The sequence below is a fragment of the Aliivibrio sp. 1S128 genome (genome assembly GCF_001691065.1).
Classification (GTDB): Bacteria; Pseudomonadota; Gammaproteobacteria; order Enterobacterales; family Vibrionaceae; genus Aliivibrio.
Genome location: NZ_MAJV01000106.1, coordinates 128,469 through 145,841 on the forward strand (window position 1 = coordinate 128,469; position 17,373 = coordinate 145,841).

16 protein-coding genes and 2 pseudogenes are annotated in these 17,373 nt (G+C 37.4%); 10 read left to right on the forward strand and 8 right to left on the reverse strand.

Annotated elements, in window-relative coordinates; translation table 11 throughout:
- Window positions 1-362: 362 nt before the first annotated feature.
- The 6 genes from nrfB (at window position 363) to nrfF (ending at window position 5,563) form a co-directional block, all read left to right on the forward strand.
- Window positions 363-959, forward strand: a complete 597-nt coding sequence (nrfB, locus tag A6E03_RS14165; RefSeq protein ID WP_065601102.1) for a cytochrome c nitrite reductase pentaheme subunit — start codon at window positions 363-365, stop codon at window positions 957-959.
- Between the two features lies 1 nt (window position 960).
- A complete protein-coding gene (nrfC, locus tag A6E03_RS14170; protein WP_065601103.1) occupies window positions 961-1,647 on the forward strand; it encodes a cytochrome c nitrite reductase Fe-S protein in 687 nt (228 codons plus the stop codon).
- A 1-nt stretch (window position 1,648) separates the two neighbouring features.
- Window positions 1,649-2,605 (forward strand): cytochrome c nitrite reductase subunit NrfD, encoded by a 957-nt coding sequence (gene nrfD / locus A6E03_RS14175; RefSeq protein ID WP_065601104.1) that lies wholly within the window; start codon window positions 1,649-1,651, stop codon window positions 2,603-2,605.
- A 92-nt stretch (window positions 2,606-2,697) separates the two neighbouring features.
- Entirely contained in the window at window positions 2,698-4,584 is a 1,887-nt protein-coding gene (locus tag A6E03_RS14180; protein ID WP_065601105.1) for a heme lyase CcmF/NrfE family subunit, read from the forward strand.
- Entirely contained in the window at window positions 4,581-5,108 is a 528-nt protein-coding gene (locus A6E03_RS14185) for a DsbE family thiol:disulfide interchange protein (protein WP_065601106.1), read from the forward strand. Before A6E03_RS14180 ends, A6E03_RS14185 begins: the two co-directional genes overlap by 4 nt.
- Window positions 5,108-5,563: a heme lyase NrfEFG subunit NrfF gene (gene nrfF, locus A6E03_RS14190; RefSeq protein WP_065601107.1), complete on the forward strand. Its 456-nt coding sequence runs from the start codon at window positions 5,108-5,110 to the stop codon at window positions 5,561-5,563. The genes A6E03_RS14185 and nrfF overlap by 1 nt, the downstream gene beginning before the upstream one ends.
- A gap of 2 nt (window positions 5,564-5,565) precedes the next feature.
- Here nrfF and A6E03_RS14195 read toward each other — a convergent pair.
- Window positions 5,566-5,847 (reverse strand): annotated as a pseudogene (locus A6E03_RS14195) (aspartate/glutamate racemase family protein); the annotation flags it as partial.
- A 13-nt stretch (window positions 5,848-5,860) separates the two neighbouring features.
- Between A6E03_RS14195 and A6E03_RS20555 the strand changes: the two are divergent.
- Window positions 5,861-5,989, forward strand: a pseudogene (locus tag A6E03_RS20555) (LysR family transcriptional regulator); the annotation flags it as partial.
- Here A6E03_RS20555 and A6E03_RS14200 read toward each other — a convergent pair.
- Complete coding sequence (locus tag A6E03_RS14200; RefSeq protein ID WP_065592484.1) at window positions 5,986-6,717, reverse strand: phosphatase PAP2 family protein; 732 nt, start codon at window positions 6,715-6,717, stop codon at window positions 5,986-5,988. The pseudogene A6E03_RS20555 and the gene A6E03_RS14200 sit on opposite strands and share 4 nt — an antisense overlap.
- Window positions 6,718-7,131: 414 nt before the next feature.
- On the opposite strand from A6E03_RS14200, the gene A6E03_RS14205 reads away from it, so the two are divergent.
- Window positions 7,132-7,617, forward strand: a complete 486-nt coding sequence (locus tag A6E03_RS14205) for a GNAT family N-acetyltransferase (RefSeq protein WP_065592485.1) — start codon at window positions 7,132-7,134, stop codon at window positions 7,615-7,617.
- Complete coding sequence (locus A6E03_RS14210; protein WP_065601108.1) at window positions 7,614-9,074, forward strand: bifunctional NUDIX hydrolase/phosphatase PAP2 family protein; 1,461 nt, start codon at window positions 7,614-7,616, stop codon at window positions 9,072-9,074. The genes A6E03_RS14205 and A6E03_RS14210 overlap by 4 nt, the downstream gene beginning before the upstream one ends.
- Window positions 9,075-9,137: 63 nt before the next feature.
- On the opposite strand, the gene A6E03_RS14215 is transcribed toward A6E03_RS14210, so the two are convergent.
- From A6E03_RS14215 to A6E03_RS14225, 3 genes are all read right to left on the reverse strand, one after another.
- Window positions 9,138-9,833, reverse strand: a complete 696-nt coding sequence (locus A6E03_RS14215) for a tetratricopeptide repeat protein (protein WP_065592487.1) — start codon at window positions 9,831-9,833, stop codon at window positions 9,138-9,140.
- Between the two features lie 191 nt (window positions 9,834-10,024).
- On the reverse strand, window positions 10,025-10,900 hold the full coding sequence (locus A6E03_RS14220; protein WP_065592488.1) for a mechanosensitive ion channel family protein: 876 nt from the start codon (window positions 10,898-10,900) through the stop codon (window positions 10,025-10,027).
- 1 nt (window position 10,901) lies between these two features.
- The gene (locus A6E03_RS14225; protein ID WP_065592489.1) at window positions 10,902-13,256 is read right to left on the reverse strand and encodes an ATP-binding protein; all 2,355 of its coding nucleotides are present in this window, start codon (window positions 13,254-13,256) and stop codon (window positions 10,902-10,904) included.
- Window positions 13,257-13,480: 224 nt separating this feature from the next.
- Here A6E03_RS14225 and A6E03_RS14230 point away from each other — a divergent pair, with 224 nt between their 5' ends.
- A complete protein-coding gene (locus tag A6E03_RS14230; protein WP_065601109.1) occupies window positions 13,481-14,506 on the forward strand; it encodes a tetratricopeptide repeat protein in 1,026 nt (341 codons plus the stop codon).
- A 93-nt stretch (window positions 14,507-14,599) separates the two neighbouring features.
- Here the strand turns inward: A6E03_RS14230 and A6E03_RS14235 are convergent, their stop codons facing one another.
- From A6E03_RS14235 to A6E03_RS14245, 3 genes are all read right to left on the reverse strand, one after another.
- Window positions 14,600-15,262, reverse strand: coding sequence for a Bax inhibitor-1 family protein (locus tag A6E03_RS14235; RefSeq protein WP_065592491.1), 663 nt, complete (start codon window positions 15,260-15,262; stop codon window positions 14,600-14,602).
- A 237-nt stretch (window positions 15,263-15,499) separates the two neighbouring features.
- Window positions 15,500-16,249 (reverse strand): amino acid ABC transporter ATP-binding protein, encoded by a 750-nt coding sequence (locus tag A6E03_RS14240; RefSeq protein WP_065601110.1) that lies wholly within the window; start codon window positions 16,247-16,249, stop codon window positions 15,500-15,502.
- A 24-nt stretch (window positions 16,250-16,273) separates the two neighbouring features.
- Complete coding sequence (locus A6E03_RS14245; protein ID WP_065601111.1) at window positions 16,274-17,371, reverse strand: amino acid ABC transporter permease; 1,098 nt, start codon at window positions 17,369-17,371, stop codon at window positions 16,274-16,276.
- Window positions 17,372-17,373: the final 2 nt, after the last annotated feature.

Consider the following 17,373-nt stretch of genomic DNA (forward strand, 5'->3'; position numbering starts at 1 on the left):
TTGATTTACATCAAGTTACATAAGTGATCTATATCACCAATAAATACTTATACCTCTAAAGTATTAACTTAAATGCATCTTATTAATAATGGTTCTTATTTACCTTATATAACAGTGAGATAACTCTATCTGCGCCATATCACAAAAGTGGTAGACAGATGCATTTTATAAGACACACTTTGTATTATTTCGACACATTTATATATAAAATGTCTTTGTTAAGCGTTGTGGCTAACTATCCAATGAGAATTGATTTCAATGAAGAGCGTATTTCTTCATCAATACAATCACTCATCCATTTTATTTATGTTCGATCTTTGATTGATTTGACTGAAATAAAATAGGAAAGGGAAGGATATAACATGGGCAAAGTTAATTTAGCCATAGCCACAATGTTGAAGCTACTCTTCGCATTTTGTCTCTATGGTTTGTCTCTCAATGTTGCAGCGGATGAATCACCCCAATTAGTTGATGCTAATTCATCTGTTCGACATGAAGTGACACTAATTCGTGACCGAGATTACGCATGTACTCAATGTCATAAAGACGAAAAAGAAACACTCAAAGGTTCTCACGGTAAGAATGCATTTGCCATTCTTAAGCGTGATGTGAATTGTGTAGAGTGTCATAAATCAATAGGGCCTGATCATCGAGAAGGCGCTCCTCAAGTAACCAAATATTCTGCAGCACAATCAAAGCAAGGCACGGAAAAAGTGACCCTCTCGTTTGATGAAATTTTACAAGCTAATAGCCAATGTACTGATTGTCATACCTCAGAAAGATTACGTGATGATAGCTGGACGCATGACGTTCACGCTAAAAATCTAACCTGTTCATCTTGTCATATTGTACACGGAGAAAAAGAAGCGGTACTTTCTTTTGATCATTCATCAAAGATAAAGATGTGCGTTGATTGCCACGCTGATTTTAATCAGAAAGAAAATAAGCTAGGAGAATAGTATGAGTTGTTCTAGACGAAATTTTTTAGCAGGTTCAGGTGCGGTTATCTTTACTACCGGAGTCGCAACTACGTCATTAATAAGCAGTAAAAAAACGTTGGCTTATTCAATGGAAGATGGCGCAAAACGTTATGGCATGGTACATGATGAGACCGCCTGTATTGGTTGTACTGCGTGTACTGAAGCGTGCCGTGAAGTGAATAGTGTGCCAGAAGGGGTTTCTCGATTAGAGATTATCCGTAGTGAACCGCGTGGAGTGTTCCCTGATGTCGATTATCGCTTTACGCGTAAGTCATGCCAACACTGTGAAAATGCACCTTGTGTAATGGTGTGTCCGACAGGCGCTGCTTATAAAGACGAAGCAACTGGTATTGTCGATGTCCATAACGAAAAATGTGTAGGGTGCGGCTACTGTTTAGCGGCGTGTCCTTATCAAGTACGTTTCTTTAACCCTGTTACTAAATCTGCAGATAAATGTGATTTTTGTCGTGAGACGAATTTAGCTCAAGGTAAACAACCTGCGTGTGTTGAATCGTGTCCAACAAAAGCACTTATTTTTGGTGATTTGAACGATAAAGACAGCGAGATTAATGCGGTATTAAATAATAGCGTATTCTACCGAGATAAAGTGGATCTAGGCACTAAGCCTAAGTTATTTAAGATCCCAAACCAAAAAGGGGAGATTTAAGATGAGTGCATGGGAAGCTGCGTTTAATTTTGACTCCTTAGTTTGGGATTGGATCATTGCGATCTATCTTTTCTTAGCTGGTATGTCTGCCGGTGCCGTGATGATTTCACTGTACTTGAAGCGTAACGTCATTGAAGGAGATCCTGCGCATAACGGCATTATAAAAGCCATGGCGATTTTAGCGCCTTTTGGCATTATTGTCGGCTTGCTGATTTTGGTATTCCACCTAACAAAACCGTTAGCATTTTGGAAAATCATGATCTACTTTAACCCAACCTCGGTAATGTCGATGGGGGTGGTTTTATTTCAAGTCTACATGGTCGTCTTGTTTGCTTGGATTGGGATTATTTTTCGCAAAGATATCATGGGATTTTTAAAAGGGAAGTTTACTTTTATTGATGCTATTTTGTTGAAAATAGAGAAGTTTGAAAATGCGTTAGAATTTTTTTTAGGTATTCTTGCAATAATGCTTGCTGCCTATACTGGGTTTTTATTGTCCGCATTACAAACCTACCCAATGTTGAATAATCCGGTATTGCCGATTCTATTCTTGTTCTCTAGTTTATCTTCTGGTGCCGCGGCGTGTTTGCTGTTTGGTATTTTAGGTTTTGGCGAATCGAGTACAAGTACTTCAGTGAAGTGGATTCATAACTTTGAACGACCAGTCGTGCTGTTTGAGTTGTTTGTTATTATCACTTTCTTTACTGGATTGATCTTCAGTGGTGGCCAAGGTGAAGTAGCTGCTTGGGCTGCAATTGGTGGTGGATTTTGGGGTACTTGGTTCTGGGTAGGTGTTATTGGCCTAGGAATGATCACGCCATTGGCGCTCAATGCATTTGCACCTAAAGAAGTCTCGCATAGTAAGGGCTTTATTTTTGTAGTCACATCATTGAGCTTAATTGGTGTATTAATGCTTCGTACCTTTGTTTTATACGCAGGACAAATGACCGTCGTATAATGCAGTATCGTCATGTTTATCTTAAGTTACTTATTTAAGTCACACTAGGATAAGCATGACGTTTTTATTTTTTGAGGGATCAGTGGAGTCGTATGATTGCTGAAATAGGTCAATTTTGGTTAATAGCAACGATGGTGTTATCTTTTGTTGCTTCCATATCTGCTATATATGGAATATCACGTTCTCAGAATTCTTGGGCTACGTTAATTTTTCCTCTCTCGATTCTTAGTACTTTATTCTGTTTTCTTTCTGTGTCTGCATTGGGATATGGCTTCTATATTGATGATTTTTCTATTCGATATATTGCTGAACACTCTAACTCTGCATTACCTGTATTTTTTAAAATTGCCGCTATTTGGGGTGGTCATGAAGGGTCATTATTGTTTTGGGTATTAACTTTAGCACTATGGGCAGGGTTAATTACGCTAAAGAGAAAAACAATACAAACAGAGTACGTTATTCGAGTTTTATTAGTGCTTAATGCATTAATTGCTATTTTTTCAGCCTTTACTTTATTTGCTTCAAATCCTTTCATTATTTACGTTAATACACCATTAGAAGGTCGAGATTTGAATCCAATGTTGCAAGATATTGGATTGATATTTCATCCACCATTATTGTATTTAGGTTATGTCGGTTTTGCTGCCACATTTGCTTTTGCGCTTGCTGCATTAATGATGAAAGACGTACCGCAATATTGGGTTAAACACGCAAGACATTGGACACTATTAGCGTGGTCATTATTGACTGCTGGGATCAGTTTAGGCTCGTGGTGGGCATATTATGAACTCGGTTGGGGCGGTTGGTGGTTTTGGGATCCGGTTGAAAACGCCTCTTTGTTACCTTGGTTAACCGCAACGGGTTTACTGCATACCTTAATCGCGAGTGATAAGAAAAACCAACTTCTAAAAACGTCGATGATCCTGTCATTAGTGACATTTTGTTTGAGTATTTTAGGGACGTTTGTCGTCCGCTCAGGGGTGCTTACTTCTGTTCATGCATTCGCGGTGGACCCAACTCGTGGGATCATTCTTCTTCTGATCTTATTTGTGGTTATGTTAGTCTCTTTTTCTCTGTATTCATTAAAAAGTAGACAGTTAAATAGCCAGCCTATTCGTCATTTTATCAGTCGTGATTTTCTATTTTTATTGCTCGCAGGTTTATTTTTAATTGCAACAATCACGGTATTACTTGGCACATTTTATCCTATGATTTTCCAAATTTTTGGATTAGGAAATATCTCCGTTGGAGCGCCTTATTTTAATCTGTTATTTGTGCCAATGGCGATTGTTGCTTTGTTCATGATCGCCGTGTCGGTCTTTGTTCGTTGGGAAGGAAAGACAACAAATGCAAATACCAAGAAGATCGTTATTTCAGGCTTGATGTCTATTGTGCTAGGGCTAGGAATATATCGTGTTCAATATGAAAATATCGCAGTAATTCCTAGCTTGGTTTGGGTGCTAGCTTTCGCTGTAGTAATGGGGTCTATTTGGTCGCTGATACAGTCCAAAGGCAAAGCGCTAGGAATGGTTATCGCTCATATTGGTATTGCGATAGTGATGATTGGTGCAGCGATGAATAGTGAACACTCTTTTGAAAGCAGTGCGAAAATGGAACCGGGCATAACCGCTAAATTAGCCGATTATGAGATCACTTATAAAGAAACCGAATTACTGGTAGGTTCAAATTACACTGCAGAACAAGCAAATCTATTGATACGTGAAAATGGCAAAGAAATAGCCATGGTTCAGCCACAACGCCGTCATTATCAAGTTCGTGTAATGAACATGAGTGAGCCTGCAATGTATTGGTTTTGGCATGGTGACATATACGTGACGTTAGGCGAAAAATTAAAAGACGGCAGTTTCGCATTACGTTTACAATATAAAGCGTATGTACGATGGATTTGGTTTGGGTCTATTTTGATGGCGCTTGGTGGTGTATTAGCTATGGTAAAAAGAAAGAGTAATTATTCATGAAATCAACAGTAAAAATAGGGATCGCCGTTGGTGTATGTGCGATTGTCTTTATCTTGTTACTGACAGGATTAGAAACAAAAGAATCGACAACATCAACCGCAATGGTAGGGCAACCTATTCCTGCGTTTGAATTACCAGAAGTCATGGATACTTCCATATTATTAGATGAATCGTTATTTCAACAACAGCCACTAACTTTGCTAAATGTTTGGGCTGCATGGTGTGGGATTTGCAAAACAGAACATCAGTTTTTACATCAATTAAAAGAGCAGGGTGTGAATATTATCGGTTTGGATTATAGAGATGATCGCATTGCAGCTAAACAAGTATTAGAACAAACAGGCAGTCCTTATCAAGCGGTGATTTTTGACCCTAGTGGCTCTCTAGCGATGGATTTAGGTGTATATGGCACACCAACAACGTTTCTAGTGAATCAACAAGGTATTATATTACATCGCTTTACTGGTGCTTTAGATGAAAAGAAATGGCAGCGTGAATTTGCTGACTTTTTTGAGGCGAAATAATGAAGCGTTCTTTTAATCTATTGGTGTCGTTATTCTGCTTATGTTCTGTATTTTCCGTTAATGCATCATTGGATAGCAGTAATGGTTTATTTGTTGCTGCTGACAAAGCGACAATAGAAAGTGTAGAGCTGTTTGAATTTGATTCTCCAGAGCAGCAGCGACAAGCGATAGCATTGGCGAAAAGATTACGTTGTCCGCAATGTCAAAATCAAAACTTAATTGAGTCAAATTCACCGATTGCAAAAGATCTGCGTTTAGAAGTGTATCAACAGATCAAAGCAGGTAAGAGTGATAAAGACGTGGTGGCATTTATGACGCGCCGTTTTGGTGATTTTGTTTTATATGAACCGCCATTAAATGCGAAAACCATCGTGCTTTGGCTGTTGCCTCTGCTGTTACTCGTTGGCTTTGGCATTATGGCGGTTAAATCAGTGAAGAAGAATCGTAAACAGTAAGCTTAGCTTGCTAATGCGGTGTGCTCTGCTTCATAAGACCATTCTACACAACATTTTGCTAATATTTCTAGTGAGTCTAAGCACAGCTTTGGTGAATTCATATTTTGTTCAGCCAATGCGACAGGAATTTCAGTACAACCAAAAATAACCGCTTCTGCACCTTGGGCTAGCATATCTTCAAAAACAGGTAACATCATCGCTTTCCCTTTCTCTACATTACCTGCTTTTACTTCGTAAATTCCTGCCATCACTGCTTGTTGTTGTAAATCGTCAGTTTCAATCACATCATTTAAAACAAAAAAAGTCGCAATTATTGGTGGGCAATCATTGCGACTTTCTATTGCATATTATGCGTATCGTTATCAAGCTAGATTACATCCTGCGGGTGAAAAAGTGTGGAGTATTCTTTGTGATATCGAGTCTTAATTATTGATTATGGGTTCTTTATCAAAACTGATGGTTGGTACACAAAGAATTAAAAGGGACGCACTGATAATAGAAGCCATTAGATCTGTTGGCCAGTGCATTCCAAGCCATATACGGCTAAGCCCAACACCAATGCCCCATGTCAAGACAAGGAAAGTAAGCAAATAGTGCTTATGACGGAGTAAGAAACCTCCCCAAAATAAAACGCAAATTGCTGCAAAAATAGTATGCCCTGATGGGAATGAATAGTTCATACCACTACGCCATTGTTCGATACGAGCCGGGCTCACAATGTTTTCCACCTGCGTAATAAGTATGTCTTTATTACTTTCACTAAGGGCATAAAAATTTTCTGGACTATCGATTAAATCAACTTGGACTAAAGCCTGAGTATAAGGTCGAGGAATTTCTGTGATGGCTTTAACGCCAATTTTGAGGGCTAAACTTAACACTAAAAGGATAGCAAATTGAACATACAGAGCGCCTATTTTTTTTATAGGTAAACGCTTTAGTATAGGAATACTACAGAATATAGCTGATGTGAGAAGAAACATAGGCGACCCAGCAGAGCGACTTAACCAACCCAAACCATGACTTCCTATATTTGATAAAGGATCAAATAAATTTGGGGTTGGGATGATTAAAAGTATAGCTAACATACTTAAAATTAAAAGAATAAAAATAGCTAACTCATAGGTGCGGTATTTCGGTGAAAAAGAAAATAACATAGTAATTCATTTAATAAAATCAAGTAAAGGTAGTGTACTTTGCTTAGATTATTTATGGTCAAAATAAAGTAAGAAAGCCCACAATAAAATAGAGCGACAGGCCGTCATTGTAACAAGATATTTCAAGTGATCAGTGTTTTATTTTTTAAAGTGCCGTTATCTGTATTAATCATTGTAAGAGTAGATTTAAATGTTTGTCAAAAAACACGGGTCAGATATCTGCTCCGAAAGCATATCCATACACTCCTCACTCTATAAAAATAGAGCTAAAATGATAAGGCATTCTTTTTGATTTAATTCATAAAATTGATAGGTCGCTCAATGAATATAGACTCTAGAGGTATAGAGCCTTTTTTTTGCTTATAAAAAATGGTCTAATTACGCCTCATTCCTAATTCCTCGTTTGGTATCAACATGGATCCAGTTATTCGCCGAGCAAAAGAAATCGATCTCTTTCGCTTAAATTCAATGATGTATCAGTTACATGATGAACATCATCAGCAATGCCCTGAACTATTTAAAACAGCCTCTGAAATCGAAGAAGAGAAAAGCATTTCTCGCTACTTAGATGATCCTGATTGTATGATATACGTCGCCGAATTAGATGGTGATGTCATTGGTTTTGTCACTGGGCATTTTTGTGAATTAGTCTCTACAGTAAGTAAAGCGGTGATGATGGCTACTATTGATGAATTGTATGTAGAGCCACAGAGTCGACGTGCAGGAATTGCAGAAAAATTAATGACACGTATTGAGCAAGAATTAAAAGATTATGGAGTAAAAGAAATATTTGTTGAAGTGTGGGACTTTAATCAATCAGCATTGAAATTTTATTATCAACAGGGGTTGAAAGAGCATATTCATTATTTGCGTAAACCTTTGAAAGAGATTGAGATATGAATAAATTCCTAGCTTGCCTCTTATTGCTATCAGCTGCTTTTTCGGTATCTGCGTTTTCTAATGAGTCCTCGTTATCAAAAGGGGCGGTGTGTGTTGTCGATGATGGTTTCAGGGTTGTTCTTATTGAAGAGCTGATTACAGGTAAATTATCATTACCTGGTGGAATCATTGATGAAGGAGAAAGTGGAAAAGAAGCTGCCGAGCGTGAAGTTTGGGAAGAGACTGGCCTTGTTGTCACGGCAAAAGATATCTTGTATCAAGATGAAAAGGCAACGATTTACCGTTGCGTTAGTAATTCTGATATTGTCGCTTTTGATTTACAAACAGCAGATGGTTTCTTTCGTATTCCATCTTGGTTTGCCCCACATTATGGGATAGAAACCGAAGCGGTATATTTAACTGAACCATACAAAGTAGACCCTAATAAATATCGCTATCCTGAACAGTTAGAGCAATTACAGCAATGGTTTGCCAAGCCGATAGATGGTGGAAGTAATATCACTTGGGTTACGAATCTTGTCGGTCAAGCTTCAGATATTCATCAATATGAATTGAAGTTACTCATGTCGTTACGAGAGAGTATTAATGCATTACCAAGTATTGTTAACGTTGTAATTAAAGTATTTTTCACCCTAATTAATGAAACAGGGCAAGAAGCTTTTTTCTATGCTTTATTTGTCGTCGCTTTAGTTTATTTCGGAAGAGAGACTGCGCTGACATTACTGTTTGGTATTATATTAACGATAGTTTTTACTGGCTTAGCGAAACAGGGTTTAGGATTTCCTCGTCCATTTGTTTATGTTCCTCAACTGCAATTAAGTGCAGCAAATGGATTTGGAATGCCAAGCATGAATGCAATGCTTTCTACCGTTATTTACGGCATTTTTTATCTTGCATTAAAAAGAAAACAAGTTACTTCATCTACGTTGAAGATCTTTGGGCAGATTTGTATTTTTTTAATCATCCTTCAATCCTTTGCTCGTGTATGGCTAGGTATTCATTTTCTTAGCGATGTCGTTGCTGGGGTTTTATTGGGTATGATGGTCGTCTATCATTTCTCAAGTTTGCAAAAGAAACATGGCGATTTATTGTATCGAGTTATGGGAAGTGTTTCATTTTGGTTATTAATGGCAGTTGCTACTAGTGGCCTAGCATTTGTCATGTTCTATATGAATTATCTGTATATGGCAGCATTATGCTGGGGAACAACACTGGCACTTATATTGAAAAAAGAGCACGCCATGCTGGTCTCGATAAAGAGTCGTCTAATTGCATTTAGTTCTATTATTGTTTTAATGATGACCTTTCGCTTTGGTACCTATATGGTTCTAGACGCCTTGCCTTCTGGAAGCATTATTGTTTTAACGATAAAGGCAACAGCAAACTTTTTACTAATATTCTTGATTATTATGCTATCGGGATGGTTACCGAACTTGTTAAATAATCAAAAAAAATAGGTTTATTATAAAATATAATTGGGTTGTTTTAGTTAATACCTAGACAACCCAATTGTTTTATACTTAAATTGAATGTTCGTCTAGCCATGCTAAGGCTTCATTCTGTACTGATATTCTAGTGGTCTTATATAATTTACTACCAGTAAAATCTCTGTACTTTTCAGCCTCAGGATAAGATTTAGCTGCTGCTAAATTAAACCAAAAATACGATTTTTTCATATCTTGCTTAATATCAATACCCTTAAAATATAAAAATCCAAGGTTACGCATTGCGGTAGCGTTGTTGAGTTCTGCTGATTTTATATACAGAATCTCTGCTTGATGTGTATTTTGAACTAACCCTTTGCCTTGAAGGTACAAATCAGCCAGGTTATTCATCGCATTACTATTTTCTAATTCAATTGCTTTGTTGTACCAATCAATCGCGATAGGGTATTGATTCTCACTTTCATAGATTTTTCCAAGATTGTAATAAGCGATGGCGCTTTTATTTATAGCGGCTTTGGTAAAATACTGAATGGCAAGTTTTGTATTAATATCAGTGCCAATACCTTTAGCATAGAGAACGCCGATTTTATTTTGAGCTTCTATTGAACCGTTATTTGCTGCGCTTGTTAACCAAATTATTGCTTCTTTATAGTTATCTTGGTTTAAGTAGGCAGTACCTTTAAGGTAATCATTATGTGCGTCCGTATTAGCAAACGCGAGGGGGGAACATAATGCTGCAGATAGTAATAGAGTTTTTAATATTAATTTCATTACAGAACCAACTAGTTAGCTAAATATATAGCTGATATGTTAGCAACAAAAGAACAGTACGGCGAGTGATAAATGGATCGTATATTATTATATGAGATGCTAAAAACAGTAACGTTATTATGTGAAAATTAGTGATTATTTGATTTGATCATAAAAAGCCACTCTTTATAAATAGAGTGGCTTTAACATGATTATTTGTTTTGAATCGCGATTGAAGGTGGAAAAATATCTGATTTTCTAAATTCTTGCATTACACGTAACGTGATGTCTGTTTCAAATAGTTTTTCGAATTTAATATCAACGACATAAGCTTTACACGTTAATTGAATGGCTAAATAATTATCAGTAATACTTTGTTTAACTAAAACTACAACAGGTTTTGGTAAATGGATATAACGGCTAGAAGAGGCTGCTTCTTGAATAATATCACGAGCCGCATTAATGTCTTGATCCATCCCAATGTAGAAAGGGATAACAACTTGCATATCCAGTGCGCCGTAGTTCCCGCTCATTGCGACTTCATTTAAGAATTTATTGTTTGGGATCGTAATAATATCGTCGTTTAGTGTCTGCATACGAACTGAACGTAAACCAATGGCAATTATATCGCCATAATGTCCTTCAAAAGTGACTCTGTCACCCACTTGAAAAGGTCGGTCGATCATGATGGTTAACCCTGCGATAAAAGAAGCGGTAAGATCTTTTAGTGCAAAACCAACAGAGACAGCTAAAGTCCCCCCAATTAGGGCTAAGACTCTTTCATCAACACGGAAACTGAGCATGAAAACGGTCATACCCGTAGACATATAAATAAAAAATTGGAAGAAAGACTGTAGTTTTTGCATCAACATTCTACGTTGGGCAAATTGGCTACTAATACCATCCACAATTGATTGAGTAAAACGAAGCAATAACCAAGCAATAAAAACAATGATAAATGAGAATGCTACGCCGCTCCATCGGATTAAGCTTGCGAACTGATGTAGGTTATCAAGTGATTGAGGATCTTCAGCAAATGCTGTTTGTCCAAAACTACACGCAATAAGAAAAATAAATAATCGAAGCATATTATTTCACCAATAAATGTTGACGATGAAGAACATTAGTAATGTGACGGAACCAGTGATCAGAAATACGGGCTTTACTGTCATTCCATTCAATATAACCACGGCTTTGGAAGTAACGTAGGGTACTTATTACTTCGGCCATGCTTAAGCGGCTGCATTCACTCACGTCAGCAGGAGAGGCTATTTCCAATTGAACAATAGAGCGTAAAACAGCAAGCATAGGTTTTGGCATGGTTTCAAGATCATCAGAGTGTGGTGCTTTAAATAATCGGACAAGAACTGCATTTGAATCTTTATCACGATGAAGAGATAACCTAAAAAATCGCAAGGCAACGGTAGGGTTTCCATCAGAATAATCCCATAGAATACGGTAGAAGCCGTTTTTTGCTCGTTCTTCTTCAGTTAAGTCCTCTTCATCCCATTGTCTTGGTAACACCAACCCGTCAAAAGAAATAGTTGGTGTATTCTCAATGACTGTAATCCGAGATTCCAGTAATTGGCTAATTTGTTTTTCAGCCCATTTAGGCATGAAGGTAACTAAATCAAATAATAAACGCTCTCCACGCGCACGGTCGATAAAGCGCCAGCTTGATTTTTCAATGGCAAGAACAACGCGGTGACTTTTTCGTGCTCGGCGAAGTAAATTGGTTAACCTCATTAAATCCGCCAACCCATTAACTTTAGGTTTCACCAAACGTTGAGCATTATCAAAAGCAATTAAATAACATTCTTCGCAGTTTCTTAAATGCTGAAGAATATCTCTTTCTGAAGAATCGCCGCTTAAACCTAATTGAATTGCGAGTTCAGGAAGTAGAGCTGAATATCCATCATAAGGGCAATTAATGTAGATTGGCTGCGCATTTTTTACTTTATTTAAAATACGGTTAAGTAAGGTAGTTGTACCGACACCTCTTTCTCCGGATAAAACGCACACGGCAGGGCTTTCAGTCAGTAAATAGCGGGAGAGCGACGTTATTTCATCTTTAGCATAAGACTCAATTAAAGGGGAGTTTTCTGAGCCAGGTGCAATATAGTCAAAAGCCGTTGTCCCTTTTATACGAACCAAGTTAGAGAGTTCTCGCGAAACCTCTGTTTGTTTCGCTACTTCTATTCTAAATAAATAAGCGAGAGCATGACTAAAAGCCGCATATTGAGATAGAGAACTAATAATACTATGTTGAATAGATCGCCAAGATAACCAAGCGGCACTGCAAGCTATTGCAGGAATTGAAATTAAGAAAGTTTGTTGATTACGTACAGCCCACATAATTGATACAGGAAGTGGTTCAATACTGTTAATTCTATCAAAAACCGTTGTTTTCCATTGTTTTAAGGTATAGACAGTCAGTAGGATAAAGAACAAATAAACGAGTGAGTTTATCCATGCATAGATTGTTCCTTGGCCAAGGGTTCTTGACGAGATCTGCAAAATAACCCCTGCGACAATTGCTCCCCAAATATAATGGCGTATTGTTGATAAACGTAAGGCGGTAATGTCTTTTTTATTGTGTTTACTATTACGGTAAGTGAACTCAAGAACGAAACTTACAGCGATTGATCCGCCCAATACCCACCAAGTAAAAATCTCTAGGAAGATTAAGTGTTGTAAGCTTGGAAGCGTTGAAATAATCCGTAATGTTACGGTGATTAAAAGTAACCAAGCAATCGCTTTGTGTGCACGAGTTAGATACCAAATACTTCTGATAAATATGTTTGGTTTTGTCGTACCTTCGAGTTTTGAGATTTTAAAGTCGTTGATTAGGCGATCTGAGTTTCTCATCCACCAATTGAATATAAAAAATACGCACAATACTTTAAATATCACACTGATAATAGGAACTGGAGATATCTTTAAATCATGCAATAAGCTTTTAAAGCTGCGGATTTGATAATGTAAATAATATTCAATATTTAACTTAGTAATCGAAAGTTCAGAATAAAACTGAGTGACACCGTATGGACCAAAGCCGGTTAATTGTTCTCGAGTGGTTTGGTCTGTTAACGTTAGCAGTTGTTGCTTACTTAAATTTAAAGAATTAAGTGATTGATGGTTACTTTCTACGATAGACCACTCAGCTTCATTACTGTTATTTCTATATTTTATTAATGCATCTTCAAGATTTTTTGAGTGTTTTTTTTGCTCAATAATCGTGGATGATAAAAGTCGTTTTACTTGAGCGTAATTATTTTTTGAGAAAAAATGCTGCTCTGGAAGTGACTGAATATCCGTTTCAATTTTTTGGGCTTGTGGTGTGATTTCTATTAATTGGTCATCAGAAAGGTCCCAATTGGCATAGCTCAATTGCGGTAAGGTAAAAAGAAAAACAAATAAAAAATAATGAGAAAGTTTTTTCATATAAGCCAAGTAAATGAATAGTATTAATAATACCTTAGCTAAAATTTTTGAAAAAACCAGTAACAAAGGTAGGAATCGCGAACAAAAGAAAATTGCAGTCATTATTTAGTGTCTTTTTATAAAAAATAGACAGATAAAATTGTTTTACAAAGGTATTAATTCTAATTCAAGGTAAAAATCATTAGAATAGAGATAGAAATTTATTCCTTTTCGATGAGCTTACAATGTATTGGTTCTTATTTTTTGGTAGTGTAATTTGTTTAATTATCGTTGTTTTGCACTTTCAATCGATCGAACAGGAAAAAAGAGCAGCAGCACAACGTAAAACGCGCTCTCTGACCTCTTCAAGTCCCGTCACTTTTGATGAAGACGTCGATAGAAAAGATAAAATAGAACGAGCTAAAAATGGCAATATAACCGCTCAACTGGCATTGGGTGCAGATTTAGAACTAGTAGATCAAAACGGTGCGATAAAATGGTACCTTAAAGCGGCAGAGCAAAATAGCCAGCAAGCTTTTTACGCTTTAGTTAGGCTTTACGATGATAATTATGATGATCCAAATTCAAGTGAGAAGTCTAAATTTTGGGCAGCCCGTTTAGGTGATTCAAAAGGGCAACAGGAAGCAACGCTTACTTTAGGAAAGTTTTATTTAGAAGGCATAGGGTGTGATAAAGATATTGATATTGGCACTCAAACTATTACAAATTTAGCATTAAAAAATAACCTTAAAGCACAGCTTTTTCTTGCCCGTTGGTATCAAAAATTACAAAATGGACATCCGGAAGGTTTTTATTGGATGCTAAGAGCCGCTTATCAAGATGATGCGAAAGCTATGGTCACGGTTAGTTCTTGTTATTATCATGGTATTGGCGTAAAGAAGAATGTTTATAAAGCGATTTATTGGTCTGAGCGTGGGGGTGAACTTAAAAGCCCTGAATCTCAATTTCGTTCAGCACAATATAATCAGAAAATATCCTCCTCTCATAACGCAGTGGCTTATATTTGGGCTTACCTTGCTGTTGCGAACGGGTATGAAGACGCTCACAGCTTAAAGAATGATTTAGAAGCAAGTTTACCTTTAGAAAACCTATTAACTATTCAAAATGTCGCTCGTAAATTGCATGGTTTAATGGATGAAAAACCCGTTAAAAAACACTCAGTCATTCGCTTGTTAAATAAATTTTATGTAAGAGAAAACCATTTCCCGCCTGAAGATATCAATGACGAATGTGCGATGTATATAAATTAGCAGTATGATTGTAGATAGATAGTCAAAGCGATAGATACAAAAATGCCAGTCTGTGAAGACTGGCATTTTTTATATCATCGAAGTAGTTATCGATTAATCATCACGCATGATACCAAGAATACTTAGTAAGCTGATGAAGATATTGTAGATAGAAACATACAACGTAATCGTTGCAGAAATGTAGCTTGTTTCACCACCACGAATAATCGATTGTGTAGTCAATAGAATTGCACCTGTTGAGAACAGAATAAACATACCGCTCATAGCAAGGTGTAATAAAGGCATTTGTAGGAAGATGTTCGCTACCATACCAATAAGTAAAACAACAAAACCAGCCATTAACACGCCGTTAAGGAATGATAAATCACGCTTCGTTGTTAGTGCATAAGCGGATGCTGCCATAAATGAAAGCGCAGTACCACCAAGAGCCGTTAAGATCACATCGCCCATACCTGCACCAATGTACATGTTTAGAATTGGACCAATGGTGTAACCTAAGAAGCCAGTAAATAGGAATGTGAATAGAAGACCCATGCTGTTGTTACGGTTCTTTTCTGTTAAGTACAATAGCCCGTAGAAACCAACAAGCATAATGATAATACCCGGACGAGGTAGATTCAGAGCCATTGATACGCCAGCAACAAGCGCTGACCATAGTAGCGTCATAGACAGTAAGAAATAAGTATTACGTAATACTTTATTCGTTTGTAGAGCTGACTCTTGTGTACGAGTTTGGCCGAACATTTGATTATTCATCGTATTCCCCTTGGAATGGACAGACATAAATATATAGACAGTTATGGTGCCTATAGTTCAAAAAATCAAGGAAGTTCTGTTTTTTGAACTGAATTAGTTGAGCTAGAAACCATTTTACACCAGTGTATTAACTTAGGTGATGAAGTTTGTAAGTATCTGTAACAACAAACAGCGATCCTAAGATCGCTGTTTATGTGTTCTATTTGACTTTACAGTCGTCGTTTTAGCCTTTCTTCTTTAATGATGTAAAATCTGGCTTAAAAACAATTGTGTACGATCAGATTGTGGATTTTCAAAGAAATCGATAGGGTTGTTTTCTTCAATAATCTCCCCTGCATCCATAAATATGACGCGGTCAGCAACTTCTTTGGCAAACCCCATTTCGTGAGTTACACACAACATTGTCATCCCTTCATCAGTCAGCTCAACCATTACATCTAACACTTCTCGTACCATCTCTGGGTCAAGAGCTGAAGTCGGTTCATCAAATAACATTACTTGTGGGTTCATACATAATGAACGAGCAATCGCTACTCGTTGTTGTTGACCTCCAGACAGTTGGCCTGGGTATTTATCCGCTTGGTCAGGGATTTTTACACGTTCAAGGTATTTCATTCCCAATGCATCTGCTTCTGATTTAGGCATCTTTTTTACCCAAATGAGGGCAAGTGTGCAATTCTCAAGAACCGTAAGGTGAGGAAATAGATTAAAGTGCTGAAAACACATTCCTACCTCTCTACGAACCGCTTCAATGTTTTTTAAATCTTCAGTCAGCTCTGTACCAGAGACAAAAATGTGACCTTTTTGGTGCTCTTCTAAGCGGTTAATACAACGGATCATGGTAGATTTACCTGAGCCTGATGGGCCACAGATAACTATTTTTTCGCCTTTTTTAACTTGTAAGTTAATATTTTTAAGTACATGAAATTGACCATACCATTTGTTCATGTCTTCTAATTGGATCATATATTCTTGTTGAGTCGTCATAACTACATCCTTGAATTCTGTTAATTATCGCTTGTGGCCTGTATGAAGTTTGTTTTCTAAATAGATGGAGTATCTCGACATCGAGAAACAGAACACCCAGAAAACCAAAGCGACAAAGACATAACTTTCCGTAGAGAACCCTAACCATTCAGGGTCAGTATTGGCGGCTTGACCAATACCTAGTACATCAAACATACCAATAATAAGCACAAGACTGGTGTCTTTAAATAAACCAATAAAGGTATTTACGATAGATGGAATGGTAATCTTTAATGCTTGAGGAAGAATGATTAAGCGCATTTTCTTCCAATAACCTAACCCTAAGGCATCAGCCGCTTCGTATTGACCTTTTGGTATCGCTTGTAAGCCACCACGAACTACTTCGGCCATATATGCGGCACTAAATAGAACAACACCAATGAGTGCTCTAAAGAGTTTATCCAGTTCCATTCCTTCAGATAAAAACAGTGGCAGCATAACCGAAGCCATGAAAAGAACAGTGATAAGAGGAACACCACGCCAAATTTCAATGTAAACGGTACACATACTGCGGATTATTGGCATTTCAGAACGCCGGCCCAGCGCAAGCGCGACCCCAATCGGTAATGAAACAACAATACCTACAATAGCAATAACCAACGTAATTAATAAACCGCCCCAAAGGTGAGTATCGACAATGGGTAGCCCGAATACGCCGCCATATAATAAAAAGGCCGCAAAAAATGGGAAGATATTTACAAATACTAACCAAATAGCCACTTTTTTAGGGGTGTGTTCATAAGCGAGTAACGCAACAAAGATTGCGAGTAGTCCATAAAACAACTGAGGTCGCCAAAGCTCTTCCGTCGGGTAAAATCCATACATGAATTGATCCCAACGCACATTGATCATTACCCAGCAAGCCCCTTCGCTAGAGCAAGCATCTCGTGTTGTTCCAATCCAATCGGCATTGATGAGTGCCCAGCTGACTGCATTCCATAAACCACTAAAGGCTAAATAAGCGATGATAATGGTAAGAAGGGAGTTTGAAGGCCCATTAAATAGATTTTTCTTAAGCCACGTTATTACACCTACCGTATTTGCTGGAGGTGGAAGATCTGGCTGAAATTGATGTATGCTCATAG

What these genes read in the sequence shown, in the direction of transcription:
- nrfB (WP_065601102.1), top strand. Translation starts at nt 363, where the DNA reads ATGGGCAAAGTTAATTTAGCCATAGCCACAATGTTGAAGCTACTCTTC.
- nrfC (WP_065601103.1), top strand. Translation starts at nt 961, where the DNA reads ATGAGTTGTTCTAGACGAAATTTTTTAGCAGGTTCAGGTGCGGTTATC.
- nrfD (WP_065601104.1), top strand. Translation starts at nt 1,649, where the DNA reads ATGAGTGCATGGGAAGCTGCGTTTAATTTTGACTCCTTAGTTTGGGAT.
- A6E03_RS14180 (WP_065601105.1), top strand. Translation starts at nt 2,698, where the DNA reads ATGATTGCTGAAATAGGTCAATTTTGGTTAATAGCAACGATGGTGTTA.
- A6E03_RS14185 (WP_065601106.1), top strand. Translation starts at nt 4,581, where the DNA reads ATGAAATCAACAGTAAAAATAGGGATCGCCGTTGGTGTATGTGCGATT.
- nrfF (WP_065601107.1), top strand. Translation starts at nt 5,108, where the DNA reads ATGAAGCGTTCTTTTAATCTATTGGTGTCGTTATTCTGCTTATGTTCT.
- A6E03_RS14200 (WP_065592484.1), bottom strand. Translation starts at nt 6,717, where the DNA reads ATGTTATTTTCTTTTTCACCGAAATACCGCACCTATGAGTTAGCTATT.
- A6E03_RS14205 (WP_065592485.1), top strand. Translation starts at nt 7,132, where the DNA reads ATGGATCCAGTTATTCGCCGAGCAAAAGAAATCGATCTCTTTCGCTTA.
- A6E03_RS14210 (WP_065601108.1), top strand. Translation starts at nt 7,614, where the DNA reads ATGAATAAATTCCTAGCTTGCCTCTTATTGCTATCAGCTGCTTTTTCG.
- A6E03_RS14215 (WP_065592487.1), bottom strand. Translation starts at nt 9,833, where the DNA reads ATGAAATTAATATTAAAAACTCTATTACTATCTGCAGCATTATGTTCC.
- A6E03_RS14220 (WP_065592488.1), bottom strand. Translation starts at nt 10,900, where the DNA reads ATGCTTCGATTATTTATTTTTCTTATTGCGTGTAGTTTTGGACAAACA.
- A6E03_RS14225 (WP_065592489.1), bottom strand. Translation starts at nt 13,256, where the DNA reads ATGAAAAAACTTTCTCATTATTTTTTATTTGTTTTTCTTTTTACCTTA.
- A6E03_RS14230 (WP_065601109.1), top strand. Translation starts at nt 13,481, where the DNA reads ATGTATTGGTTCTTATTTTTTGGTAGTGTAATTTGTTTAATTATCGTT.
- A6E03_RS14235 (WP_065592491.1), bottom strand. Translation starts at nt 15,262, where the DNA reads ATGAATAATCAAATGTTCGGCCAAACTCGTACACAAGAGTCAGCTCTA.
- A6E03_RS14240 (WP_065601110.1), bottom strand. Translation starts at nt 16,249, where the DNA reads ATGACGACTCAACAAGAATATATGATCCAATTAGAAGACATGAACAAA.
- A6E03_RS14245 (WP_065601111.1), bottom strand. Translation starts at nt 17,371, where the DNA reads ATGAGCATACATCAATTTCAGCCAGATCTTCCACCTCCAGCAAATACG.